This is a genomic window from Variovorax sp. P5_A3 (genome assembly GCF_056400665.1).
In genome coordinates, this window is sequence record NZ_JBFUKW010000002.1 from 154085 (window position 1) to 178569 (window position 24485).

At 65.5% G+C, this 24485-nt stretch carries 28 protein-coding genes and 1 pseudogene; 12 read left to right on the top strand and 17 right to left on the bottom strand.

What is annotated here, in order from left to right:
• Window positions 1-93 precede the first annotated feature (93 nt).
• Window positions 94-663 carry a hypothetical protein gene (locus tag AC1D3B_RS02865; RefSeq protein ID WP_478189150.1) on the top strand — a complete coding sequence of 190 codons (570 nt, stop codon included), beginning with the start codon at window positions 94-96 and terminating at the stop codon, window positions 661-663.
• On the opposite strand, the gene AC1D3B_RS02870 is transcribed toward AC1D3B_RS02865, so the two are convergent.
• From AC1D3B_RS02870 to AC1D3B_RS02885, 4 genes are read right to left on the bottom strand one after another with little or no spacing between them, the layout of a single operon-like run.
• Complete coding sequence (locus AC1D3B_RS02870) at window positions 626-1342, bottom strand: YceI family protein (RefSeq protein WP_478189151.1); 717 nt, start codon at window positions 1340-1342, stop codon at window positions 626-628. The genes AC1D3B_RS02865 and AC1D3B_RS02870 overlap by 38 nt on opposite strands.
• On the bottom strand, window positions 1343-1909 hold the full coding sequence (locus AC1D3B_RS02875) for a YceI family protein (protein WP_478189152.1): 567 nt from the start codon (window positions 1907-1909) through the stop codon (window positions 1343-1345).
• Window position 1910: 1 nt separating this feature from the next.
• Window positions 1911-2486 (bottom strand): cytochrome b, encoded by a 576-nt coding sequence (locus tag AC1D3B_RS02880; RefSeq protein ID WP_478189623.1) that lies wholly within the window; start codon window positions 2484-2486, stop codon window positions 1911-1913.
• Window positions 2487-2546: 60 nt separating this feature from the next.
• Window positions 2547-2837, bottom strand: coding sequence for a hypothetical protein (locus AC1D3B_RS02885; RefSeq protein WP_478189153.1), 291 nt, complete (start codon window positions 2835-2837; stop codon window positions 2547-2549).
• A gap of 108 nt (window positions 2838-2945) precedes the next feature.
• On the opposite strand from AC1D3B_RS02885, the gene AC1D3B_RS02890 reads away from it, so the two are divergent.
• On the top strand, window positions 2946-3368 hold the full coding sequence (locus tag AC1D3B_RS02890) for a DUF1810 domain-containing protein (RefSeq protein WP_478189154.1): 423 nt from the start codon (window positions 2946-2948) through the stop codon (window positions 3366-3368).
• Here AC1D3B_RS02890 and AC1D3B_RS02895 read toward each other — a convergent pair.
• The 5 genes from AC1D3B_RS02895 to AC1D3B_RS02915 form a co-directional block, all read right to left on the bottom strand.
• On the bottom strand, window positions 3365-3907 hold the full coding sequence (locus AC1D3B_RS02895) for a murein hydrolase activator EnvC family protein (RefSeq protein WP_478189155.1): 543 nt from the start codon (window positions 3905-3907) through the stop codon (window positions 3365-3367). The genes AC1D3B_RS02890 and AC1D3B_RS02895 overlap by 4 nt on opposite strands.
• A gap of 65 nt (window positions 3908-3972) precedes the next feature.
• Window positions 3973-5754, bottom strand: a complete 1782-nt coding sequence (locus tag AC1D3B_RS02900) for an ABC transporter ATP-binding protein (protein ID WP_478189156.1) — start codon at window positions 5752-5754, stop codon at window positions 3973-3975.
• Between the two features lie 15 nt (window positions 5755-5769).
• Entirely contained in the window at window positions 5770-6258 is a 489-nt protein-coding gene (locus AC1D3B_RS02905) for a CreA family protein (RefSeq protein ID WP_478189157.1), read from the bottom strand.
• Complete coding sequence (locus AC1D3B_RS02910; RefSeq protein ID WP_478189158.1) at window positions 6255-6806, bottom strand: NUDIX hydrolase; 552 nt, start codon at window positions 6804-6806, stop codon at window positions 6255-6257. The genes AC1D3B_RS02905 and AC1D3B_RS02910 overlap by 4 nt, the downstream gene beginning before the upstream one ends.
• Before the next feature lie 35 nt (window positions 6807-6841).
• The gene (locus tag AC1D3B_RS02915; RefSeq protein WP_478189159.1) at window positions 6842-7543 is read right to left on the bottom strand and encodes a fumarylacetoacetate hydrolase family protein; all 702 of its coding nucleotides are present in this window, start codon (window positions 7541-7543) and stop codon (window positions 6842-6844) included.
• Between the two features lie 104 nt (window positions 7544-7647).
• Between AC1D3B_RS02915 and maiA the strand changes: the two genes are divergently transcribed.
• Complete coding sequence (maiA, locus tag AC1D3B_RS02920) at window positions 7648-8286, top strand: maleylacetoacetate isomerase (RefSeq protein ID WP_478189624.1); 639 nt, start codon at window positions 7648-7650, stop codon at window positions 8284-8286.
• Entirely contained in the window at window positions 8283-9038 is a 756-nt protein-coding gene (gene pgeF, locus AC1D3B_RS02925) for a peptidoglycan editing factor PgeF (protein ID WP_478189160.1), read from the top strand. The genes maiA and pgeF overlap by 4 nt, the downstream gene beginning before the upstream one ends.
• On the opposite strand, the gene AC1D3B_RS02930 is transcribed toward pgeF, so the two are convergent.
• The gene (locus AC1D3B_RS02930) at window positions 8970-9266 is read right to left on the bottom strand and encodes a hypothetical protein (protein ID WP_478189161.1); all 297 of its coding nucleotides are present in this window, start codon (window positions 9264-9266) and stop codon (window positions 8970-8972) included. The genes pgeF and AC1D3B_RS02930 overlap by 69 nt on opposite strands.
• A 103-nt stretch (window positions 9267-9369) precedes the next feature.
• Between AC1D3B_RS02930 and phaC the strand changes: the two genes are divergently transcribed.
• The 3 genes from phaC (at window position 9370) to AC1D3B_RS02945 (ending at window position 13087) form a co-directional block, all read left to right on the top strand.
• Window positions 9370-11100, top strand: coding sequence for a class I poly(R)-hydroxyalkanoic acid synthase (gene phaC, locus AC1D3B_RS02935; protein ID WP_478189162.1), 1731 nt, complete (start codon window positions 9370-9372; stop codon window positions 11098-11100).
• 44 nt (window positions 11101-11144) lie between these two features.
• Window positions 11145-12323: an acetyl-CoA C-acetyltransferase gene (locus AC1D3B_RS02940; RefSeq protein ID WP_478189163.1), complete on the top strand. Its 1179-nt coding sequence runs from the start codon at window positions 11145-11147 to the stop codon at window positions 12321-12323.
• A gap of 80 nt (window positions 12324-12403) precedes the next feature.
• Window positions 12404-13087 (top strand): RraA family protein, encoded by a 684-nt coding sequence (locus AC1D3B_RS02945; protein ID WP_478189164.1) that lies wholly within the window; start codon window positions 12404-12406, stop codon window positions 13085-13087.
• A gap of 114 nt (window positions 13088-13201) precedes the next feature.
• Here AC1D3B_RS02945 and AC1D3B_RS02950 read toward each other — a convergent pair whose 3' ends face one another.
• On the bottom strand, window positions 13202-14077 hold the full coding sequence (locus AC1D3B_RS02950) for an endonuclease/exonuclease/phosphatase family protein (RefSeq protein WP_478189165.1): 876 nt from the start codon (window positions 14075-14077) through the stop codon (window positions 13202-13204).
• Window positions 14078-14134: 57 nt separating this feature from the next.
• Window positions 14135-14302 (bottom strand): annotated as a pseudogene (locus AC1D3B_RS02955) (ATP-binding cassette domain-containing protein); the annotation flags it as partial.
• A 133-nt stretch (window positions 14303-14435) separates the two neighbouring features.
• Between AC1D3B_RS02955 and phbB the strand changes: the two are divergent.
• The 3 genes from phbB to AC1D3B_RS02970 all read left to right on the top strand — a co-directional run bounded on the left by phbB (window position 14436) and on the right by AC1D3B_RS02970 (window position 18339).
• Window positions 14436-15173 carry an acetoacetyl-CoA reductase gene (phbB, locus tag AC1D3B_RS02960; protein ID WP_478189166.1) on the top strand — a complete coding sequence of 246 codons (738 nt, stop codon included), beginning with the start codon at window positions 14436-14438 and terminating at the stop codon, window positions 15171-15173.
• A 72-nt stretch (window positions 15174-15245) separates the two neighbouring features.
• Complete coding sequence (locus AC1D3B_RS02965; protein WP_478189167.1) at window positions 15246-16610, top strand: dicarboxylate/amino acid:cation symporter; 1365 nt, start codon at window positions 15246-15248, stop codon at window positions 16608-16610.
• A 37-nt stretch (window positions 16611-16647) separates the two neighbouring features.
• Window positions 16648-18339 (top strand): cation:proton antiporter domain-containing protein, encoded by a 1692-nt coding sequence (locus AC1D3B_RS02970; RefSeq protein WP_478189168.1) that lies wholly within the window; start codon window positions 16648-16650, stop codon window positions 18337-18339.
• Window positions 18340-18341: 2 nt separating this feature from the next.
• Here the strand turns inward: AC1D3B_RS02970 and AC1D3B_RS02975 are convergent, their stop codons facing one another.
• Entirely contained in the window at window positions 18342-18746 is a 405-nt protein-coding gene (locus tag AC1D3B_RS02975) for a hypothetical protein (protein ID WP_478189169.1), read from the bottom strand.
• Window positions 18747-18990: 244 nt separating this feature from the next.
• On the opposite strand from AC1D3B_RS02975, the gene AC1D3B_RS02980 reads away from it, so the two are divergent.
• Window positions 18991-19209, top strand: coding sequence for a hypothetical protein (locus AC1D3B_RS02980; protein ID WP_478189170.1), 219 nt, complete (start codon window positions 18991-18993; stop codon window positions 19207-19209).
• A gap of 28 nt (window positions 19210-19237) precedes the next feature.
• On the top strand, window positions 19238-19804 hold the full coding sequence (locus tag AC1D3B_RS02985) for a hypothetical protein (protein ID WP_478189171.1): 567 nt from the start codon (window positions 19238-19240) through the stop codon (window positions 19802-19804).
• Here AC1D3B_RS02985 and xylB read toward each other — a convergent pair.
• Genes xylB through dalD form a run of 4 tightly spaced genes read right to left on the bottom strand, consistent with a single transcriptional unit; the run spans window position 19801 to window position 24450 of the window.
• On the bottom strand, window positions 19801-21267 hold the full coding sequence (gene xylB, locus AC1D3B_RS02990; RefSeq protein ID WP_478189172.1) for a xylulokinase: 1467 nt from the start codon (window positions 21265-21267) through the stop codon (window positions 19801-19803). The two genes, AC1D3B_RS02985 and xylB, sit on opposite strands and share 4 nt — an antisense overlap.
• 9 nt (window positions 21268-21276) lie before the next feature.
• Window positions 21277-22215 (bottom strand): AraC family transcriptional regulator, encoded by a 939-nt coding sequence (locus AC1D3B_RS02995; RefSeq protein ID WP_478189173.1) that lies wholly within the window; start codon window positions 22213-22215, stop codon window positions 21277-21279.
• Between the two features lie 31 nt (window positions 22216-22246).
• Window positions 22247-23035, bottom strand: coding sequence for an L-iditol 2-dehydrogenase (locus tag AC1D3B_RS03000; RefSeq protein WP_478189174.1), 789 nt, complete (start codon window positions 23033-23035; stop codon window positions 22247-22249).
• Window positions 23032-24450 (bottom strand): D-arabinitol 4-dehydrogenase, encoded by a 1419-nt coding sequence (gene dalD / locus AC1D3B_RS03005; protein WP_478189175.1) that lies wholly within the window; start codon window positions 24448-24450, stop codon window positions 23032-23034. The genes AC1D3B_RS03000 and dalD overlap by 4 nt, the downstream gene beginning before the upstream one ends.
• Between the last annotated feature and the right edge of the window lie 35 nt (window positions 24451-24485).

Genomic DNA, 24485 nt, shown 5'->3' on the forward strand with positions numbered 1-24485 from the left:
AGCCTTGATGGCATCGCGCGGCGAGCCATAGCCACGATCGGCCGCTACCATGGCGCGGACGATTCCGACCTGTCCAAACCAAGGATGCTCATCATGGCCGACCAGAAGATTGATTCCGAGTCGCTGCCGGCCGTCGTTTCGACGGCCGCTTCAGATCTGTCCAGCCTCAGGCCCAGCATGGTCGAAAACGCGCTGACCCAGGCCTTGCCCTTGCCCGACATCATGTTCGGCGGCGCGGTGCTCGTCACGGTGATCATGTTCCACGCCTTCTGGATTCGCGTCATCACCAGTTCCTATCTCAAGAGGAGCAACGCGCTCAGGTCACGCGCCGCGCTATGGCAGGCGGACCTGCTGTTCACCGTGATGGTGATGATGCTGCTTGCGCTGCACCTCGCGGAAGTGGTGCTCTGGTCGGCTGCGCTGATCTTTGGCGATATCGTCGCGCGCTGGTCGACGGCCGCCTACTTCGCGGCCAACTGCTACACCGCGCTCGGCGAACCGTTTTCTCTGCCCGGCGCCTGGCGGATGGTGCCGCCGATCATCGCCATGTCGGGCATCTTCACTTTTGCATGGACGGCCAGCGTGCTGGTCAACTTCGTCGCGCGTTACAACGATCTTCGGGATTTCATGATCGGGCAGCAACGGGTCGCGCAAGAATCCTGAAGCGCAGGCTCAGCCGGTCCTGCACCTGTATCGCGCCGCCGAGGATCGAGAAGGGCACCATGCCGAAATCGGACTGGTTGAACTCCAGAGATCCGGCAACCTTCATCTCGCCCGGCTGCGTCTCCATCTGCGCCGGCACATCGAACGATCGGGTGACCCCGTGCAGCGTGAGGGCGATGTCGAGCCGCATACCGCCCGGCGTCGTCCCCCGGCTGTTGATGTGAATGAGCGCGTAGGGAAAGCGCTGCGTCTCGAGCACCTTGTCCAGCATGTTCGAACGCGTGCCGGCGATGTCCGGCTCGCTGGGTTGCGTGTCCAGCCCGGCCTCCTTGCGGAGCGCCGGCTCGTCGACCGACAGGTCGGCCAGCGGAACATAGAGGTCGGCACTGCCTTCGTCGGGTGCAACGTAGCCTTGCACACCGCGGCTCGCGACGACGTGATCGTGGCCCAGATGCGCGAGCGACCCGCCACGGCGCACAAGGATTGCAACGAGCGAACCCTCGGGTGCCACGCTGTAGACGTGTCTGCCTTGCGCCGCCGCTTGCTCGTAGCGCTTGCTGTCGAAGCCCTCCGGCGCGGTTCGAGCCGCAATCGTCGGTTCCGGCGCGGTTGCTCGCATCGGCGAAGCGCACCCGGCGACCAGCGTGACGAATGCAATGGCGCACCCGAGGCGGCGCATTCACGAGGCCTTGCGCAGCTTCACGCTGAACTTCACCGTGACCTCGGGTCCGATCACGTCCGTCGCGGTCCACTCGCCGGTGCCGATGCCGAACGGCGTTCGCTTCACCACGAACTCGCCTTGCATGGTTGCGCCATCGGGCGCTTCGGCCCATTTGAACGGGACTTCCACCGGTTGCTGCACGCCTTTCAGCGTGAGCGTGCCGCGCGCGACGTAGCTGGCGCCCTGCGCATTGGCCTTGCGGATGTCGGTCGAATGGAATTCCGCCTGTTGGTGACGGGCAAAGTCGAACCATTCGGCTCCCGCAATGGCCTTGTTGATGTCCGCGCTCGCCATGTCCGCGCTCGCGACGCGGATGTTGACGTCCAGACGACCACCAGCCGGCTGGTCCGGGTCGAAGCTCAGCCGCGTGTCGAATTCCTTGAAGACGCCCGGTGCCAACGCTTTCTCGAAAGTCGCGGCGAACTCGAGGCGGCTCGCCGCCGGATCCATCTTCCAATCGGCCGCGTGCGCGAATTGCAGCGCGGTGCAGGCAAGCAGGGCGAAAGCGCAGACGAGTCGTTTCATTTCAATGAGGCCGCGCATGCATCATGCGGGTCAGCACGTCGTTGCGTTTGACGAAGTGATGTCGCAGCGCCGCGCCGATGTGCAGGATCAGCAGCGTAACGAAAGCGATCCCGAGACAGAAGTGCGCAAGCGCGGCGAGATCCGCCGTGCCCTTGTCAGGAGCGAGCAATGCCGGCAGCGGCACCTGCCAGAAGATCCGGAACGGAACACCCGCCGCAGAGTTGATGATCCAGCCGGTCAGCGGCATCGCGACCATCAGGACATAGAGCAGGGCGTGGCTCGCCCGCGCCGCCGTGCGTTCCCAGGCGGGCATGCCTGCGGGAAGCGCTGGCGTGGGCTTCGCCAGGCGATTCAGCAGGCGCAGGACGACCAGCGCAAGGATCAGCATTCCGATCGACTTGTGCCAGACGAACAGGTTGATCTTTGTCGGTGAAAGCCGCCAACTGGCCGCCAGCCAGCCCAGGATGAATTGCATGAAGATGAGTGCCGCGACGATCCAATGAAAAAGGCGGATCGACGCGCTCCAGTGCGCGGCCCTTGCTTCCCCGGAAAGAACGGATGGAGGATCTGAGCGCATCACGCCCAGTGTCGCAGCTTGATGCTGCCTTGGGCAACATCTTCCTGCGTCGGTCTGCCTTCAGATACAGGACATTTCGTCCACGTAGATGATGGGCTCGAAGTCCGCGGCTGCCAGCGTCACAGGTATCGAAGGCGAAGCGCGGTGGCGCTCCAGCGCTTTCGCCTCGATCGCGCTGAAATGCGCTTCGCACGCATCGAGCAGGCCCGAATCATCGTTGCCCGCTCCGAAGATTTCATGCAACGCATCGTCGGCGATGCGGGCCATGATGCGAGGTCCGTCGAAGCCGTCGGGATAGATCGCGAACCTGACCGTCTTCGTGTCGGCACAGTGGATCGCTTCGCAGAGCATGGTGATCTCCTTTTTTTTGGGCTCATGGATTTCACGCTATCGCGACCGGATCGGTGAGCGGCATACTCGCAATGCGGCGACGGAAGCCGCCTACAGGAAGTCCATCGGATGAGCGATCCCTTCGATCTCCAGCGTTTCGTCGACGCCCAGGATGGCGTGATCGACAGCGTCGCCGCCGAGTTGCGCGCGGGCAGAAAGCGCAGCCACTGGATGTGGTTCGTCTTTCCGCAATTGCGTGGCCTTGGCCGAAGCGAGATGGCCCGGCGCTATGGCATTGCATCCCTCGACGAAGCACAGGCCTACCTCGCACATCCGCCGCTCGGGGCGCGGTTGCGCGAGTGCAGCGAACTGGTCCTGAAGACAGAAGGCCGCTCGGTGCACGAGATCTTCGGCGCGCCGGACGATCAGAAATTCTGGTCGTCCATGACGCTGTTCGCCAAGGCGGATCCCTCCGTGGCGGTCTTCGACGCGTGCCTGCAGAAGCACTTCGCAGGCCGGTCCGATCCAGGGACCCTGGCGCTGCTCGGCTAGTTCAGTTGCCCGTTGAGATAGGGCTCCGGATCCACCGGCACGCCCTGCTTGCGGATCTCGAAATGCAGCTTCACGCGATCGGCGTCGCTGTTGCCCATTTCCGCGATCTTCTGGCCTTGTCGCACGACGTCCTTTTCCTTCACGAGGATGGTCTGCGCGTGCGCATAGGCGGTCAGGTAGGTGTCGTTGTGCTTGACGATGACCATGTTGCCGTAGCCGCGCAACTCGCCGCCGACGTAGACCACGCGGCCGTCGGCCGAGGCGATGATCGGATCACCCATGTTGCCGGCGATGTCCAGGCCCTTGTTGCGACTGCCGTCGAAGGTCGAGAGAGTGCGACCGTTCGCCGGACGAATGAACGTGGCCTGCGGCTTCGGCGCGGGAGGCGTGACGGCCGGCGGAGCGGACGGGGTCGCGGGCGGCAAGGGGTAGAAGGGCTGCGTCGTTGTCGCGCGTTGTGGAGGCGTGGTGCATGCCGTCAGGACGGCTGCCGCCAGCATGGTGAAACCGGCGCGAAGAAGGTGTTTCTGGTCTTGCATGGCGCTTTTTGAAACGGTTTTGGCAAAAAGGGTTCCCGCGGTCTCGCGACCGGGACTCCCCTTTTTTAGCACGGAGTGGGAGCCGCTGGCGTCAGCATCTTTCGCAGCATTGGCTGCCGTGCGAGCACTGCGTCGCGCGCGCCAGCATCCACGACTCTGCCGGCTTCCATCAGCACCACGGTGTCGAAGCGGTCGAGCAGGCTCAGGCGATGGATCGACGCAATCACGCAGGCATCGGGAAACGCGGCACCGATGCGTTCGAGCACGCGACCTTCGGTGACCGCATCCAGCGCGCTGGTGGGCTCGTCGAGCAGCAGCAGCGAACTGCCCCTCGCGGCGAGGACACCGCGCGCCAGGCACAGGCGCTGCCGCTGGCCGCCCGACAGGTTGAAGCCGCGCTCCGAAAGCGGCGTGTCGAGTTCGCCATGGGTGGCCTTCAGTACTTCGTCGAACGTGCTCACGTGCATGGCCGCGAGGAGTTCCTCGTCATCGAAAGGCTGGCCGAAACCCAGGTTCTCGCGCACGCTTGCTTCGAAGACTTCGGTCTCTTGCGGAATCAAGGTGGCCATGGTGCGAAGACGCGACCACGCCTGCGCCTGGCCATCGATCGCCAGCGTGCCGCCGTGTGGCGCATACAGGCCGGCCAGCACTCGCAACAAGGTGCTCTTGCCGCCGCCGCTCGGGCCGACCAATGCGATCCGCTCGCCGCGGCGCAGCGTGAGGGACACTTCGTGCAACCCGCTGCGGGCGGTCTCGCCGGGCGCCTGCGTGCCGCGCGGGTTGTAGTTCCACACCAGTCCGTCGACCTGCGCGGTGCTCCAGAGGGCATCGGGATCGATCCGCTCCAGCGCAAGGTCATCCAGGCGCGCCGGCGCCTCCCAGATCGGTGCTGCGCTGCTGTAGTCGGTGTGCATCCGCGCGAAGAACTGGAAGTTGGCTGCCATCGACGAGACCACGCTCGCGGCCTGCTGCGCGTACTGGTAGATCATGAAGACCGAGCCCAGCATCACCGCCTGCCCGGGTGCACGCGACTGCCAGACGTACACCACGACCAGTCCCCACGTCAGGGCCAGCCCCATCAGGTCGACCGCGAACCACTTGCCTTCGTTCAGCACGACGGTGCGCTTGAGCGGCGCCGAGATCGCCTCCATGCGCCGCCCCAACAGCCCTCGCGATGCAGCCGACAGTCGCAGGCCGATGACCGTCGATGCGTTGCCGAGAAAGTCGAGCAGCGCCGCGACGTAGCGTCGGTCGGCATCGTTCTCGGTGCGCGCGAGTCGCATCAGCGCACGGTCGAAGCGCACGATGATGATCGCGATCACCACGTAGCCGATGATGGCCATCGCACCGCTCACGCGTGACAGCAGCGTCAGCGCGATCAGCGGCCCGATGAAGTTCACGATGTTCGTCAGATAGATGAACTGGTTCTGCGCGAAGTCGGACAGCGCGCGACTCGCCTGGTGCACGCGGTGCTGCAGTTCTCCCGAATGGTGTCCGTCATGCCAGACCAGCGGCGCGGCCGCGATGCGGGCGTAGAGCGTGTCCGCGAGCCTCTCGCGTACGCGCAGGCCGACGTTGCGCTCGAGGATGCGTCCGGGGCCGTGAATCACCCACGAGAAGAGGTAGATGCCCGCCAGCGCAGCGATCCATTTCCCGGACGCCTCGATGTCTCCGGTCTGCAGTGCGTTGATGGCCTGCGCAGCAAGCCATGGCATGGTGAGTCGCAGCAGTTGCGAGCCGGTGAGCAGCGCGGTCGCGGTAAGCATCTGCGGCCGCGCGCCCTCGGCGTAGTGCCAGAGCGCCACATAGAGCTCGCGGACGGCGTTGCCGGGGGCGCTGCTGCTCATGCCGGGGCGCCTGCCTTATTGCTTCTGCGGGATCGGCGTGGCGCGATCGATCGGAACCGCGGTCACGCTGTTCTTCGGGGACCCATCGATCAGCAGGTCGGAGTAGGTCAGGTAGACCAGCGTGTTGCGCTTCGCGTCGACCATGCGCACGACGCGCAGCCGCTTGAAGAGGATGGACAGGCGTTCGCTGTAGACCTCCTCGCGCTTCGGCAAGGGCTGCGTGACGCTGACCGGCCCGACCTGCCGGCAGGCGATGGATGCCTCGGCCTTGTCCTCCGCCAGCCCGAGCGCGCCGGAAACGCCGCCTGTCTTGGCGCGGGAGACGTAGCACGTCACGCCGTTCACCTTGGGATCGTCATAGGCCTCGACCACTATCTTGTGGTCCGGACCTATCAATTTGAAGGCCGTATCGACTTCGCCGACCGGCTCGGCCCGCGCGAGCGCCGCCGTTGCTGCGAAACCGAGGAGCAGCGCAAGGGCTGTCAATGGTCGGATGCGCTTCATGCGATGTCCACCGTGTGCACCCGATCGAAGCTGCCGCGGCGTCGGTCCTCGAAATAGCGCTGGAGCGCCTCCTTGACGGTCCGGAACGCAATCTCTTCCCAGGGAACTTCGTCCTCGGTGAAGAGCCGCGCCTCGATGGTTTCATGGCCCGGATCGAACTTGTCGCTCAGCAGCCTGGCGCGGTAGAACAGATGGACCTGGCCCACGCGCACGACGCTCATGACCGCAAAGAGCCCTTCGATCTCGAACTCGGCGCCGGCTTCCTCGTCGGTCTCGCGCGCCGCGCCCTGTTCGGTCGTCTCGTTGAGCTCCATGAAGCCCGCGGGCAAGGTCCACTTGCCCCAGCGGGGCTCGATGTTGCGCTTGCACAGCAACACGCGATCGCCCAGCACGGGGATGGTGCCGACCACATTCAGCGGGTTCTCGTAGTGGATCGTGTTGCAGGCCGGGCAGACCGCGCGTTCCTTGGTGTCGCCGTCGTCCGGAAGGCGATAGACGACCGCGGTGCCGCAGTTCTTGCAGTGCTTGATGGGGACGCGCAGGAACATTCAGTCCGCCCGCCGACGACCGTTGGAGCGCATGCTCAGACGACCTTGACGGTCAGCGCCGGCAGGCCGGTGATCTCGCCCACCAGCGTGTCGCCGGCCACGACGGCGGCCACGCCCTCGGGGGTGCCCGTGAAGATCAGGTCGCCGGGCTGCAATTCCCAGGCGGCCGACAGGTGCTCGATGGTCTCGGCGATGTTCCAGATCAGCTTGCTCACATTGCTGCGTTGGCGGTCGGTGCCGCCCACCTGCACGGAGATTTCCGCCTTCTCGACATCGCCGGCCTGTGCAACCGGGACGATGGGGCCGATCGGCGCGCTCTGCTCGAAGCTCTTGCCGATGTCCCAGGGGCGGCCCTGCTTCTTCATGTCGTTCTGCAGGTCGCGCCGCGTCATGTCCAGCCCGACGGCGTAGCCGAAGATGTGCTTGTGCGCATCAGCCGCCAGGATGTTCTTCCCGCCCGTACCGATGGCCGCCACGAGTTCGATCTCGTGATGCAGGTTCTTGGTGAGGGTCGGGTAGGCCATGGTGCCGGTGGTTCCGGCATCGACGACCACGACGGCATCGGCCGGCTTCATGAAGAAGAAGGGCGGCTCGCGGCCGGTGAAGCCCATTTCCTTGGCGTGCTCCTCGTAGTTCCGGCCCACGCAGTAGATGCGGTGCACCGGAAAGCGCGCAGGCTGGCCGACCACGGGAATCGACACGACAGGGTGGGGGGTGAAAACGTACTCGGAAGCCATGGGAAAAACGTCCTTTTCTGCGAAAACGGCAGTGTGCCAGAGGGCCGGGCGCGTCGCCCGGCGGAATGGCCCCGGCGGCGTCGCGAGGCTATGCTTGCCGGATGATGAAGCTGCACAACTATTTCCGATCCTCCGCCTCCTTCCGCGTGCGCATCGCGCTGAATCTCAAGGGGCTCGACTACGACTACATCCCGGTGCACATCGCGCGCGGGGAGCACAGGACGGGGCCCTTCGCCGCCATTTCGCCCGACATGCTGGTGCCCCTGCTCGAAGACGACGGCGAGCGCTTCACGCAGTCGATGGCCATCATCGAGTACCTCGACGAGACAAACCCCGAGCCGGCATTGCTGCCGCACGACCCGGTAGGTCGCGCGCGCGTGCGGGCGCTTTCGGAGACCATCGCCTGCGAGATCCATCCGCTGAACAATCTGCGCGTTCTCAAGTATCTCGTCCACGAACTCAAGGTCGACGACGAGGCCAAGAACGCGTGGTATCGCCACTGGGTGCGCGTGGGCATGGAAGCCTTCGAGCGCCACCTCGCGCTGCTCCCCGCCGGCACCTATTGCTACGGCAACACCCCGACCATGGCCGATTGCTGCCTGGTGCCACAGGTCTTCAACGGCCAGCGCTTCGACTGCGATTTCAGCGGCTTGCCGCGCACCATGGCGGCCTTCGAGGCCTGCATGCAGCTCGATGCCTTCCAGCGCGCACAACCATCGCGTTGCCCTGACGCCGAAGCGTGAACAACGCCGACTGGATCGTCCCCGACTGGCCGGCGCCGTCCGGCGTGCATGCGATCTGTTCGACGCGGGCCGGGGGCGTCTCCGTCGGCAACTACCAGGGCCTGAACCTGGGCGACCACGTTGGCGACGATCCCCAACGCGTGCGCGCCAACCGGGCCCTCCTGCGCGATGCCATCGGGGCGAGGCCAGTGTTCCTTCAGCAAGTGCACGGCACGCAGGTGGCGGCGCTGGGCGCGCCGAGCGTCGACGGCATCATGGCGGACGGGTGCACGACCATTGAGAGTGCCATTGCCTGCACGATCATGGTGGCCGATTGCCTCCCCGTGCTGTTCACCGATGAAACGGGGCACCGCATTGCGGCTGCACACGCCGGATGGCGCGGACTCGTGGGGGGCGTCCTGGAGCGGACGATCGAGGCTTTCGGGTCCGAGGGCGGCAGGCAGGAAGTCATGGCCTGGCTCGGCCCTTGCATCGGCCCGGATGCCTTCGAAGTGGGCGATGAGGTTCGGATCGCATTCGAAGCCTCTGCGCCTGGAGCGGTCACGTGCTTCAGGCCCGCTGGCTCACCGGACAAGTGGTTTGCTGACCTGCCGGGCCTCGCCCGTCAGCGGCTGCGCGCCGCCGGTGTGGTGCGGCTCCACGGCAACGACAGCAGCGAAGCCTGGTGCACGGTGCACAACCCGTTACGCTTTTTCTCGCACCGGCGCGACCGGATCAGCGGCCGCTTCGCCGCCTGCATCTGGCGCGACTGATTTCGCTCTGGCGGCCTGAATGGCAGCGTCACGCTCGGCGGCCTCCCGTTCCTTGAGTGCGCGACGCCGGGCCGGCGTAGCCATCAGGTAAACCACCAGTGCCACCGGCAGCAAGCCGTACAGTAGAAAGGTGAAGACCGCGCCGAGCACGGTGCCGTTGGTGTTGGTGGCCTCTGCGACCGCCATCATCAGGGCAACATACAGCCAGGCAATGACGACGAGGTGCATAGACGATGTTTTCAGGAAGGTATCGGGTACCGCGCTGGTCGGGCCCCCATGAATGCAGCATACTCAAAACCCGTGTCAAAGAGGTGAGGGAGCCGGAGACATCATGAAGCAAGAACACGCCACTGCGGCGGAGACATTCGCGCCATTCCAGCAGGCGCTGACCCAGGGGTGGAGCAAGGCGCTCGAATCGTTCCAGTCGCTGGGCGTGGGTGGAAATGGCAACGGCCAGGGCTCGTCCTGGGAAATGCCGCGCTTCGCTCTGTCCACCGAGAAGCTGCAGCAACTGCAGCAGGAGTACATCGACGCTGCCACCGAACTCTGGCGTCAGGATGTGGCCAACCGGTCGATCGGCGACAAGCGTTTCGCCGGTGAAGCATGGAGCAGCAATCCCGTGTCGTCCTTTGCGGCAGCGGTCTATCTGCTCAACGCACGCACGCTGCTGGGCATGGCGGAAGCCGTCGAAGCCGACGAGAAGACGCGGTCCCGCCTACGTTTCGCGGTCGAGCAATGGATGGCCGCCTCGTCGCCCAGCAACTACCTGGCCTTCAACGCCGAAGCGCAGAAGAAGGCGCTCGAGACGCAAGGCGAGAGCATCGCCAAGGGCATCCGGAACCTGCTGCACGACGTGCAACAGGGCCACCTGAGCATGACGGACGAAAGCGCCTTCGAGGTGGGCCGCAATGTCGGGAACACCGAGGGCGCCGTGGTCTTCGAGAACGACCTCTTCCAACTGCTCGAATACAAGCCGCTCACCGCCAAGGTCTACGAGCGGCCGCTGCTGCTGGTGCCGCCGTGCATCAACAAGTTCTACATCCTCGACCTGCAACCCGAGAACTCGCTCATCCGCTACGCGGTGGAGCAGGGGCACCGCGTTTTCGTGGTGAGCTGGCGCAACCCCGATGCGTCGATGGAAAGCTACACGTGGGACCAGTACATCGAGGACGCCGCGATCAAGGCGATCCACGTCACGCAGGAGATCACCGGCCAGGACAAGAAGGGCGGCAAGATCGACACGCTCGGCTTCTGCGTGGGAGGCACCATCCTGAGCACTGCGCTGGCCGTGCTCGCGGCGCGCGGCGAGCAGCCGGCCTCTTCCGTGACCTTGCTGACCACCTTGCTCAACTTCACCGACACGGGCGTGCTCGACATCTTCATCGACGAATCCTTCGTGCAGTTCCGGGAGATGCAGATGGCCAAGGGAGGCCTGCTGAAGGGCGGCGAACTCGCGTCGACCTTCAGCTTCCTGCGCCCCAACGACCTCGTGTGGAACTACGTGGTCGGCAACTACCTCAAGGGCGAGACGCCGCCGCCCTTCGACCTGCTCTACTGGAACAGCGACGCGACGAACCTGCCGGGACCGATGTACTGCTGGTACCTGCGGAACACGTACCACGAGAACAAGCTGGCCCAGCCCGGCGCACTCACGGTTGCCGGCGAGCAGGTGGACCTCGGCAGCATCGAGGCGCCGGTCTACATCTACGGTTCACGCGAAGACCACATCGTGCCGATCGGCGGTGCGTACGCGTCGACACAGGTGCTGAGCGGCAAGAAACGCTTCGTCATGGGCGCCTCCGGCCATATCGCCGGGGTGATCAATCCGCCGGCCAAGAAGAAGCGCAGCCACTGGATTCGCGCGGACGGCAAGCTGCCGGCAGCGCAGGAAGAGTGGCTCGAAGGCGCGACCGAGCACCCTGGAAGCTGGTGGACCGACTGGTCGAACTGGCTCAAGACCCACGCGGGCAAGCAGATCCCTGCCCCCAAGACCTACGGCAAGGGCAGCGCCTACAAGGCGATGGAGCCTGCGCCGGGACGCTACGTCAAAGCGAAAGCCTGAATCCTTTTCCCTGTCATTTCAATCCACGCATCGGAGAGCACACCATGGAAGACATCGTCATCGTTTCGGCCGCACGCACCGCCGTGGGCAAGTTCGGCGGATCACTGGCCGGCATTCCCGCCACCGAGTTGGGTGCCATCGTAATCAAGGAAGTGCTCGAGCGCGCCAAGATCGGCAACGACCAGATCGGCGAAGTCATCATGGGCCAGGTGCTCGCCGCGGGCAGCGGACAGAACCCGGCGCGGCAGGCATTGCTGAAGAGCGGCATCGTCAATTCGACCCCGGCGCTCACCATCAATGCGGTCTGCGGCTCGGGCCTGAAGGCCGTGATGCTCGCGGCACAAGCCGTGGCGACGGGCGACAGCGAGATCGTCGTGGCCGGCGGACAGGAAAGCATGAGCCTGGCGCCGCACGTGCTGCCGAACTCGCGCAACGGCCAGCGCATGGGTGACTGGAAACTGGTCGACTCGATGATCATCGACGGCCTGTGGGACGTCTACAACCAGTACCACATGGGCATCACCGCCGAGAACGTCGCGAAGAAGTACGACATCAGCCGTGCCGCGCAGGACGAACTGGCGCTGGGCAGCCAGACCAAGGCCGCCGCAGCGCAGGACGCCGGCAAGTTCAAGGACGAGATCGTCGCGGTCAACATCCCGCAGAAGAAGGGCGACCCGATCGTCTTCGACAAGGACGAATTCATCAACCGCAAGACCAACGCCGAAGGCCTGGCCGGCCTGCGCCCCGCTTTCGACAAGGCGGGCGGCGTGACGGCCGGCAACGCCTCGGGCCTGAACGACGGCGCCGCCGCCGTGATGGTGATGACCGCCAAGAAGGCGGCTGCGCTGGGCCTCAAGCCGCTGGGCCGCATTGCCAGCTATGCCAGCACCGGGCTCGATCCGGCATTCATGGGCATGGGTCCCGTGCCTGCTTCGCAGAAGGCACTGCAGCGCGCAGGCTGGAAGCCGCAGGATCTGGACGTGCTCGAAATCAACGAAGCCTTCGCCGCACAGGCCTGCGCCGTGAACCGCGAGATGGGCTGGGACGTGAACAAGGTCAACGTCAACGGCGGCGCGATCGCCATTGGCCACCCGATCGGCGCGTCCGGCTGCCGCATCCTGGTGACGCTGCTGCACGAGATGCAGCGCCAGAATGCCAAGAAAGGCATTGCCTCGCTGTGCATCGGCGGCGGCATGGGCGTGGCCTTGACGATCGAGCGTTGAGCGCAAGTGCCCCTGACTGAAAGCCGCGTCTTCGGGCGCGGCTTTTTTCATTCCGGCCTTGAGCCACAGAAGGAGACAAGATGGACGACAGCGACCGCGCCCTGTTCAAGCAAATCCGCGACGAACTCTTTGTCGCCGCAGTGGGCGACGTGCTCGACACGATGGGTTACCAGCACCAGTTCCTCCCGGCGGGCATCGCACCGCTGGAGAAGTCGATGCGTATCGTCGGGCGGGCGATGCCCGTGCTCGAGGCCGACGTGATCAACGACGGCAACCGGTCGGCCGGCCCACTGTCGGGCAAGCCTTTCGGCCTGATGCTGGAGGCACTGGACGACCTGAAGGAGGGCGAGATCTACATCGCCACCGGGGCATCGCTGCGCTATGCCCTCTGGGGCGGGCTGATGTCGACGCGAGCACGCCATCTCAAGGCGGCCGGCGCCATCCTGGACGGCTACGTGCGCGACGCCGACGAGATCGAGCGGCTCCAGTTCAATGTCTTCTGTCGCGGCACCTACGCGCAGGACCAGGGCGTGCGCGGCCAGGTCATCGACTACCGTTGCACCATCGAGATCGAGGGTGTTCGCATCGTGCCCGGCGACTTGCTGTTCGGCGATCGCGAGGGCGTGCTGGTCATCCCGCGTGCCGTCGAGGCCGAAGCGGTGGCGAAGGCGCTGGACAAGGTGCGCACGGAGAACAAGGTGGCCGACGCGATCCGCGGCGGCATGAGCGCCTGCGAGGCGCTGGCGACCTTCGGGGTCATGTAGTTGCTCGCCCCCAGGCTTACTCACTTCGTGTAGACGCCCACCCCCTGCCGGGGGCAACACCCTGCGGCCCGGCGGAGCCGGTTCCGCGGTGTTTCTGGCATTTCGCTGCGCTTCTTAGTCGCTGAGTTCGATGAGGACGGGCTGGTGATCTGACGCGCGGGTTTGCAGATCGACTTCGACTTTTCGGACTCTCGGAGCCAGCGCGTTGCTGACGAAGACGAAGTCGCAGGCGATGGGGTCGGGGCCGTATTTGCGGTCGAAGAGGCGGAAGGTGGGGTCGTGGGGGCGGTCCGGGTGGGCGAGGGGCCAGGCGTCCTGCAGGCGCTTGTCGGGGGTGCCGCCGACGGGGAGGGCGGGGTCGGTGAAGGACGCCTGGATCTCGTCGTAGGCGGGATCGGAGGTCGCCATGTTGAAGTCGCCGCAGAGGATGGCCTGGGGCGTGTGCAGCTTGGGCTGGAAGGGCGATCCGCGGAGTTCGACGACGGGGGGCGTGGCGGCCTGCTCGCATGCCTCGACGTGCAGGGCGCGCACGGCACGGGCCTGCGCCAGCCGCTGGGTCGACGAGTAGTACTCCAGGTGCGTGGTCATCACGCGCATCGAGCCCAGTTCGGGGCTGGTCAATGTGACGACGGTGCACATTCGCGGCATGCTGCTCACGCTGGCGTCGGCGGGCCAGGGCAGGAGGTGATGCTGCACGCGGGAGACGGGGAGCCGCGTGGCGATCACGTTGCCGAAGCGCTGGCGGCGGCCGTCGGCGTCGAACTCGTCCACGGCTGCTCCGAAGAAGAGCTGGAATCCCGGCAGCAGTGCCTGCAACTCGGCGGGCTGGTCGCCCGGACGCCCGGGCATGCCGTCGAAGCCGGAAGCGATCTCTTGCAGGCACAACACGTCGAAATCGCCCATGGCGCGAGCGCCGTCGACGATGCGTTCGGCGCTCACGACCCCGTCGAGGCCGCAGCACCACTGGGTGTTCCAGGTCACGAGTTTCATTTGATGCCGGCCCTCATGAAGCTCTGCACGAACTGACGCTGTTGGTGATGATCAGCGGCCAGAGGTCTCCAAACCTGCAACGATGCGCAACGTCGTCGACTTGCCGCAACCCGAAGGCCCGAGCACGACGCAGAATGTGCCGGGCCGGATCTGCAGGTCGACCGCGCGCAAGGGGGTGCTGTCGCCCCGGGATTTGGCGATATCGATCAGCACAATGGAGGACATCGAATCAGTATATGGAGCGGTTGTGACACCCGGTTGCAAAGAAGGCTCAGTGTTTTCCTGATCGGGTGTTGGTGAGAAACTTCGCTACAGTGAACTTCGGCCGTCAGGGCTTTGCACACACCAAGGAACACTCATGAGCAAGAAAGTCGCATACGTCACCGGGGGCATGGGGGGCATCGGAACAGCCATTTGCCAGCGCCTTCACAAGGATGGGTTCACCGTCATCGCCGGCTGCGGCCCCACGCGGGACCACGCCAAATGGCTGGCGGAACAGAAAGCGGAAGGCTTCGATTTCCATGCCTCGGTCGGCAATGTGGGCGACTGGCAATCCACCGTGGAAGCGTTCACCAAGGCCAAGGCCGAGCACGGCAGCATCGACGTGCTGGTGAACAACGCGGGCATCACGCGGGACCGCATGTTCCTCAAGATGACGCCCGAAGACTGGAGCTCGGTGATCGAGACCAACCTCAACAGCATGTTCAACGTCACCAAGCAGGTGGTCGGCGACATGGTCGAAAAGGGCTGGGGCCGCATCATCAACATCAGTTCGGTCAATGGCGCCAAGGGCCAGGCCGGGCAGACCAACTACTCGGCGGCCAAGGCGGGCATGCACGGCTTCACAATGGCGCTGGCGCAGGAGCTTGCCGCCAAGGGCGTGACCGTGAACACTGTCAGCCCGGGCTACATCGGCACCGACATGGTCAAGGCGATCCGGCAGGAAGTGCTCGACAAGATCGTCGCCACCATTCCCGTCAAGCGCTTGGGCGAACCGAGCGAGATCGCATCGATCATCGCGTGGCTCGCGACCGACGAGGGCGGCTACTCCACGGGGGCCGACTTCTCGGTCAACGGCGGGTTGCACATGCACTGAGGCACCCGCAGCCGAGCACTCCCGAAAAGACCCGCTGCTGCGGGTCTTTTTTTGCTTACAAGGAGACATTCAATGACCCCAGCCGCAGTAGCCACAACAGCCGCTCCCGCCGCGCCGGCACCGAAGCCGCCGCTCTACAAGTCACTCTATGCGCAGGTCATCACCGCGGTGATCATCGGCGTGTTGCTCGGCCATTTCTATCCGTCGGTCGGCGAAACGATGAAGCCGCTGGGTGACGCCTTCATCAAGCTGATCAAGATGATGATCGCGCCGATCATCTTCTGCACGGTCGTCGTCGGCATCGCCGGCATGGAAGACATGAAGAAGGTCGGCAAGACCGGCGGCCTCGCGCTGCTGTATTTTGAGATCGTCAGCAGCATCGCGCTCGTGGTGGGGCTGGTGCTGGTCAACGTGTTCAAGCCCGGGGCGGGCATGAACGTCGACCCGGCGTCGCTCGACACGCGAGCGCTCGCGGCCTACACCGGCCCGGGCAAGATGGAAGGCACGGTCGACTTCCTGATGCACATCATTCCCAACACCGTGGTCGATGCGTTCGCCAAGGGCGAGATCCTGCAGGTGCTGCTGATTGCCGTGCTCTTCGGCTTCGCGCTGCATCGCTTCGGCGGCCGCGGCACGCTGGTGTTCGACGTGATCGAGAGGGGCTCGCACGTGCTCTTCGTGATCATCGGCTACATCATGAAGCTGGCGCCCATCGGTGCCTTCGGCGCGATGGCCTTCACGATCGGCAAGTACGGCATCGGTTCGCTGTTCCAGCTCGGCAAGCTGATGGGCACCTTCTACCTGACCTGCCTGCTCTTCATCTTCGTGGTGCTGGGAGGCATCGCGCGCTTTCATGGCTTCAGCATCTGGAAGTTCATCAAGTACATCAAGGAAGAACTGCTGATCGTGCTCGGCACGTCCTCCTCCGAGTCTGTGCTGCCGCGCATGATGGAGAAGATGGAAAACCTGGGCGCGAACAAGACGACGGTCGGCCTGGTGATCCCGACAGGCTATTCGTTCAACCTCGACGGCACCTCGATCTACCTCACGATGGCGGCGGTCTTCATCGCGCAGGCCACCAACACGCCCATGACCCTCATGCAGGAGATCACGCTGCTCGCGGTGCTGCTGCTGACATCGAAGGGGGCGGCCGGCGTCACCGGCAGCGGCTTCATCGTGCTGGCGGCGACGCTGTCGGCGGTCGGCCATGTGCCGGTGGCGGGGCTGGCGCTGATCCTCGGCATCGACCGCTTCATGTCCGAAGCGCGGGCATTGACCAACCTGATCGGCAACGGCGTCGCGACCATCGTCGTTGCCAAATGGACCGACGAGCTTGACATGGAGAGGTTGCAGGCCGGGTTGAACAACGAGACCTGGGTGGAGGCGCAGGCACCCGAGGCGCTGGTCAACGCCCGTACGGAAAAAATGGCTTCCTGATCCGGCGCCGGGCGTCGTTCTTGCAGAATGCAAGTCGATGCCCCACAGCGTTTCACTGATCAACACCATCGCGGCCGGACTCGGGCTCGCGCTGGTGCTCGGTTTTCTCGCGGCGCGGCTGCGCTTGCCGGCGCTGGTCGGCTACCTGCTGGCGGGCGTCATCATCGGCCCCTTTACGCCCGGCTTCGTCGCCGATGCGGGCATCGCCGCCCAGCTCGCCGAGATCGGCGTCATGTTGCTCATGTTCGGTGTCGGACTGCACTTCTCGCTCGACGACCTGCTCGCGGTGCGAAAGATCGCGCTGCCCGGCGCGCTGGTGCAGATCGTGGTGGCGACGCTGCTTGGCGGTGCGCTCGCGACGTGGTGGGGCTGGGGCCCGGGCGGCGCACTGGTCTTCGGCCTGGCGCTGTCGGTGGCGAGCACGGTGGTGCTGCTGCGCGCGCTCGAGAGCCTGGGCATCCTGGAATCGTTCACTGGCCGTATTGCCGTCGGCTGGCTGGTGGTGGAAGACCTCGCGATGGTCCTGGTGCTGGTGCTCCTGCCGCCATTGGGGGCCGCATTGGGCGGGACTGACAGCGTGGTCGACAGCGCGCCTCTCTGGCAGACGCTGGGGCTCACGCTGTTGCAGGTCGGGGGCTTCGTCGCGCTGATGCTGGTGGTGGGGCGGCGGGTCTTCCCGTGGATCCTCTGGCAGGTCACGCGGACCGGCTCGCGCGAGCTGTTCACCCTGTGCGTGGTCGCTGCCGCGGTGAGCATCGCGTTCGCTTCGGCGGCGCTGTTCGGGGTGTCGTTCGCTCTCGGGGCCTTCTTCGCCGGCATGGTGATGCGCGAGTCGGAGTTCAGCCACCGGGCGGCGCAGGAATCTCTGCCGCTGCGCGACGCCTTCGCGGTGTTGTTCTTCGTCTCGGTCGGCATGCTGTTCGATCCGGCGGTGCTGATCGAGCGCCCGCTGCAGGTGCTGGCCGTGGTGCTCGTGATCGTCGTCGGCAAGTCCGTGGCGGCTTGCGCGTTGGTGCTGCTGTTTCGCTATCCGCTCGGCACCGCCCTCACGGTCAGCGCGAGCCTGGCGCAGATCGGCGAGTTCTCGTTCATCCTGGCTGCGCTGGGCGCGGGACTCGGCTTGCTGCCACCCGAGGGCCAGAGCCTGCTGCTCGCCGGCGCGCTGATCTCCATTGCCAGCAATCCGCTGTGGTTCAGCCTGATCGCGCCGTTGCAGAAATGGCTGCACGCCCACTCGTCGTTCGCGCGCGGGCTGGAGGCGCGGGACGATCCGCTGGCCGAACTGCCGATGAGCACGGAGGCCAGGTATCTTTCAAGGCAGGTGGTGCTGGTCGGCTATGGGCGCGTCGGGCGACGCATCGCGTCGGCGCTCACCGCGCATGACATCCCGTTCGTGGTGGCGGAGCAGAACCGCGAACTCGTCGAGAAGCTTCGCGCCGAAGGCATGGCCGCGGTCTGGGGCGATGCGGCGGATCCGGCCGTGCTGATCCAGGCCCACATCGCCCGCGCGCGCGTGCTCGTGGTCGCCACGGCCGACGCCATGAATGTGCGGCAGATGATCGAGGCGGCGCGCACGCTCAACCCTGCGATCGAGACCGTGATCCGCAGCCACAACGAGGACGAGGCCCGTCTGCTGACGCAGGAAGCCGCTGCCACGGTCTTCCTCGGCGAGCATGAACTGGCTCAGGCGATGGCCCGCGCCGTGTTGTTGCGGGCGGCCGGCGCCTGATCTCAGAGGTCCTCGATCACGAGCGTGCGGTATCGCTGCGCGATCGAATAGCTCACCTTGCGGACGTGCTCCATCAGCCGTTTGGCCATGGCCTCGTCCCTGGTCCGGACCAACAGTGCGGTATGTCCCTCCCGGGCAAGCTGCGTGTAGGCGCGGACGGTGGCGGCATCGGTGCCCGCCGAGGGCAGGGGGCTGTCCGATTCGTGGATCGTGGGCGTGATCTGTTCGAGGACGATGTGCGGCGGGATCAGGTAGACCTCGTCGCCGCTGAAGCCGTGGTCGATCAACAGATGTCCGATACGGCTGGCATCCTGCGCGTCCGGAAACATCACGACGGAATGGCCCGTGGGGTAGAACGCCCCGCCGACCGCGGCAGTCATGCGCTTGTCCAGGGTGAAGTGCTTCATGTCTCCTCCTGATGGTGGTGGATTGGGCACTAGCTTAGGCCTGGCATCTGATCCGCGCTGTAGGGAAACCTAGACGCATTGCGCCAATTGCCCAAAAGTGCAGCTTGCGGGTTTGTAGGACTTGCGTATTTAATTACGACTGGTCACATTTGTGACGATTCGTGAAATTGTGGCTAGGTGTTATCGATGGGGGTGAATAGGATCGTTTGGTCCTATCACTATTCATGGCCTTCTTGCCAACTTCATGTCGCAATTGCGAAATATCGCGCTCACCGTCCAGGAACTCGAAGAGGGCGAGTTCTATTGGGTCTTGATGGAGGCCACCGATTACGAGCTGGAGGACGTGCTCCCCTATTTGCCGATCGAAGCGGCAAGCGACCCCCACAGCACCTACGCCAATGCCTTGGTCGCAGGCGTTGCGGCGATCCGGAAAATGTTTGGCAAGGACGGTCCGCGCGAGTGAACGACGCGGACCCCGATTTGGGGAAACCATGCGGAAACTTGGAGCGGCCATTGCCGCGGGCACCGTTGCGTTGGTTGTCGCCGGCTGGTTCTTTCGGCCCGCCACGTCGGCGGAGTGGGCCGCATGGGTCCAGACGCTGGGCGTGCTGGCCGCCATTCTGTGGGCGGTCCGGCTTCAGGTCGTCGCGTCGAAGCAGAGCCTGCGGCAGGCCGGGCAGGTCGCCGCGATGTTCGCGAACAACATGCACTGGGTCTTCCGCGAACTGAACGACGCTTGCGGCAAGCGCAGCTGGGACGACTACACGGTGCACCGCCGCATCCTGCAGGAAGTCCTGGCGCAAGGCCGCGAGGTGACGCTGCAACTGCTCGACGGGCGCTCGCTGGCGATGGTGAGCAGCCTTCGCACCATCGCTGTCGAAGCGCTCGAAATGTCCGAAGGGCACGGCGAGGACGGGGACTGGCCGCGCTTGCACCTCTACTTCGATCGCCGGCTGCCCAGTATTTCCGCCTGGCTTTCGGCCACCGGCAACCCGCCGGAGAGCAGCGGCCCGACGGACTACGCGGGGCTGCGCACCTCGTTCGGGCAGATCAGCTAGGCGCCGGACTCGGCGAAGGTCGGGCGCAAGGCGGCATAGACCTTCTTGAAGCGCGCATGCCGCGCCGTGTACGCGGCCGACTGCGCCCGGTTCGGCTCGAAGCGCTGCCGAACATCCGGGCGCCGGCATACCCATGCTTCCGTGCCCCCGTCCGCCAGCCACGCAAGCCGCGCCGCGCCGAGGGCGCCGCCTGCTTCGCCACCTTCGCACACCGCGAGCGGTGTATCGAGGATGTCGGCCAGCAGTTGCGCCCACCACGAACTGCGCGCGCCCCCGCCGACAAGCACGAGATCGCCGCTGGGCCTGTTGAGCGTATCGAGCCCGTCGCGGAGCCCGAAGCTCACGCCTTCCACGACGGCATAGGCAACCTCCGCAGGTCCGTGCGCATGCGTGAGGCCGAACAGCACGCCTTGCGCGTTCGCGTCATTGTGTGGCGAGCGCTCACCTGAAAGATAGGGAAGGAACAATGGGGCCTGACTGCGTGCATCGGCACTCAACGTGGCTGCCGCAGCCAGCAGCGCGGCCTCGTTGCCGAGGCCGAAACTGCGCGCGGCCCAACTCACCGTGCTCGATGCCGACAGCATCACCGACATCTGGTGCCAACGGCCCGGCAAGGCATGGCAGAAGGCGTGCACCGCACGATCGGGGTTGGGCTCGAAGTGGTCGCCGGACACGAAGATGACGCCCGAGGTCCCCAGCGAGACAAAGCCCTGGCCCGCGCTCACAAGCCCCATGCCGACCGCGCTGGCCGCGTTGTCTCCGCCGCCGCCCGCGATGGGTATATCCGCCGGAAGTCCCCAGCGGGCCGCGAGGTCGGGCTTCAGCCTTCCGGCGACGGCACTGCCTTCGACCAGGCCGGGCATGTGCTTGCGAGCGAGACCGCAGGCGGCGAGCAACTCGTCCGACCAGTCCCGGGCGCCGACGTCGAGCCACAGGGTGCCCGAGGCATCCGACATGTCGCTCGCCAGCATGCCGCTCAACATGTAGCGCAGCCAATCCTTCGGGAGCAGCACGCAGACCGTGCGGGCGAAAAGCCCCGGCTCGTGCTCCTTCATCCACAGCAGCTTCGGTGCAGTGAATCCCGGCATCGCAAGGTTGCCGGCAATGGCGGTGAGGTGAGGAACCTTTGCCATGAGCGTCTCGCATTGCGCGGCGCTGCGGCCGTCGTTCCAGAGAATGGCGGGACGCAGCACCTCGCCGGCCGCATCGATCGCGACCGCCCCATGCATCTGCCCCGAAAGGCCGATGGCGCGCACCGAGGCCATCGCTGGCGCATTGCTTCGATGCAGCGCCGCCATCACGCTTTCGAGCGCCTCCCACCATTGGGCGGGCGCCTGCTCCGACCGGAGCGGCGCAGGTCGGCTCACGCTCAGCGCTGCCCGGGCCAGCGCGACGATGCGGTGGTCCTTGTCCAGCAGCAGCGCCTTCAGCTCCGAGGTGCCCAGATCGAGACCGAGGTACATGGCGGTCCTTCAGACGAGGCTGCCGAAGCGGCTGTCGCTCTGGCGCCGGAACTCGGTGGGAGTCATGCCCTTGATCTCGAGAAAGCGCCGGTTGAAATTGGCGACGTTGTTGAAGCCGACCTGATAGCAGATGTCGGTCACGTAGTGGTCGGTCTGCATCAGCAGGTGGCAGGCGCTGTTGATCCGCACCCGGTTCACGAAGTCGGTAAAGCTGTTGCCGGTCGAGCGCTTGAAGAAGCGACTGAAGCGGCTTTCGCTCATGCCCAGTTCGGTGGCGATGTCGGCCATGACGATGGGCTCGGCGAGGTTGGCGGTGATGCGGTTGACGATGACGTTGATCTGGTCCACCTCCGCGTCGCCTTCCACGCCCTGCATCTGCACGTTGGAGAGCAGCCGGTAGTCCGTGCACTGGGCGAGGTCGGCGAGGTATTCGAGGAAGCGGGCGAGGCGCTGCAGGCCATGCGCCGCCTTCACCGCGTCCCAATGCGCCATTGCGCGCTCCGCAAGGCCGAAGAACTCGATGCCGTGGCGCGAGCGTTCGAGCAACTGCAGCGCCTCGCGCAGTTCGGGAATCCCGGCGGCGGCGCTCTCGATGGGCTCGTGCCGGAATTGGATCACCCGGTCGCGGCCGGCCGCGCCGCCTTCAGGCGCATCGAGCGAGATCCAGTTGTGGGGCAGGCGAGGCCCGCACAGCACGAGATGGCCGGGCTGGAAGGGGCCGATCCAGTCGCCGACGAATGCCTTGCCGGAGGTCTCTGTGATGAGGTGGAGTTCGTATTCCTCGTGGAAGTGCCAGCGCACCAGGGGGCTCGGAAAGCCATGCGCAAGGCAGCGGACGAGGCCGGTTTCTTCGGGCGCCTCGTAGCCCAGCGACGGCGAGCGCGTGATGTCGCGCTCGAGCTCGGGCTCGCGGTGGCGGGGCAGGTGTCGTTGCCGTACCGATGTCATGAAGTCGTCCTTCCGTCCTTCTCATGCACCTTCAGCTCATCACGTTACCACCGTCGACGTTGAGCGTTTGCGCCGTGATGTATCGGGCATCGTCGCTGGCCAGGAAGACGACAGCACTGGCGATGTCGGCTGGCTTGCCCATGCGGCCGAGGGGGACTTCGAGGCCGACCTGGCGCTTCTTCTCGCCCGGCGCCAGGTGCTCGTACCTGGCGAAGAGCGAATCGACCTGATCCCACATCGGCGTGTCGACCACGCCTGGCGAAATGGCGTTCACGCGGATGCCGCGCGGTGCCATGGCGAGCGCGGCGCTCTGCGTGTAGCTGATGACCGCCGCCTTGGTCGCGCAGTAGTGCGACACCAGCGCCTCGCCGCGCCGCCCGGCCTGCGACGCCATGTTGATGACGGAGCCGCCATCCACGCCCGCATCCACCATGTGCTGCAGCACGCGCTGCATGACGAAGAACATGCCCTTCACGTTCACGGCGAAGAGACGGTCGAAGGAAGCCTCGCTGCTTTCCAGCAGCGGCGCCATGTCGAAGAGGGCCGCATTGTTGACCAGTGTGTGAACGGGTCCGTGTGATGCCTGCGCTTCGTAGAGCATGCCGCCGACGGATGGCATGTCGGTCACGTCCGTAGCCACGTAGGCGAGCGCTTGCGGATATTTGCGCCGCAGCAGTTGCACGCCGTCGGAAGGATCAGGCGCCAGGTCGGCCAGCGTGCAGCAGGCGCCCTCGGCGAGGCAGGCTTCGGCGATGGCGAGACCGATGCCGCCCCCAGCCCCGGTGACCAGGACGTGGCGCTCCGAGAGACGGCCGATCATTGGCCACCTCGCTCGATGAACGTCCGGACGCGCTCGCTGGCCTTGCGCATCGCTTCCACAAGGCGGGCATCGCCCGCTACATCACCCCACAGCGTGCGGTCCGCGCACATTGCTGCGACGGGGTCTGCGGCGTCGCAGATGGCATGTGCAGCGTATTCGTCCATGCCTTGATCCTGATATGCGTAGGGGAGCGTCTTCGCGTGCCAGCGCTGGAGGAAGGCGAGGAACAAGGCCGGCAACATCGCTACGCTGTCGATGCTTTCGCCGCGCGACAACCGCTCGTGAATGGTCGGCGCGATGAACCCGGGGATCTTCGAGAACCCATCCATCGCCACGCGCTGGTTGGTGTCGCGGATCGCAGGATTGCCGAAGCGTTCGAGCACGACATCGCGGTAGGCCGGCAGGTCGACCGGGCTTGGCCGTTCGGGCGGGTTCAGGCACGGAATGACGTCATCCGTCACGTAGTCGAAGGCCATGCGCCGGATCGACGGTAGATGCGTGCCTTCGTGGATGTACTGCAGGCCGAGCAGGGTTCCGGCCCAGGCGATGCAACTGTGGCTGGCGTTGAGGATGCGGATCTTCGCTTCCTCGTAGGGCGACACCGAGTCGACCAGTTGCACGCCGACGCGTCCCCAGTCGGGTCGGCCGTTCACGAAGTCGTCCTCGATCACCCACTGGATGAAACTCTCGCCCGTCACGGGCGCCGCATCGTCCCAGCCCGTCGCCTGAAGCACGCGTTGCCGCAGTTCGGGCGGCGGCCTCGGCGTGATGCGGTCGACCATCGCGTTGGGGCTGCAGGTCTGCGTTCGCACCCAGTCGAGCAGATCGGTGTTGCCGGTGCGCTCGATGAATTCCAGCAACCCCTTGCGGGAGCGGTCGCCGTTGTGGCGCAGGTTGTCGCAGTTCAGCAATGTCACGGGACCGGCATTTGCCGCGCGGCGCGCACGCAGGATCGCGCAGATCGCGCCGTAGATCGTCGTGCCGGCCTGACCCTTGCGGGCTCGCTCGAGGTCTTTCGCGAGATCGCCAACACTGAAGTCGAGCCGGTCCTTCGAATCCAGGTAGTAGCCGGCCTCCGTGACGGTGAACGAGATCACCCGGGTGCGTGGATCCGCGCCACGCGCGATGACCTCGACCAGGCTTGCGTCGAAAGCCAGCACCTCGCGGATCGATTCGATGCGCTGGTAGCGATAGTCACCGGCAGGCGATACGGTCTCCAGCGTGTAGCGTCCGCCCTGCGCACGTAAGGCCCTTTCGACGTCGGCCATGTCGGGCCGCAGGTTCGCGCCGACGAGAGACCAGCGCGTGTCGCCAGTGTCGATCAGCGCCTGCAAGTACACCGCTTGGTGCGCGCGATGGAAGGATCCGAGTCCAAGGTGCAGCACCAGGAATTCGGAAGAGTTGGACTGCGTCATGGCGTTGCTCCATGAGACGGGGTGGGGAAGCCCGC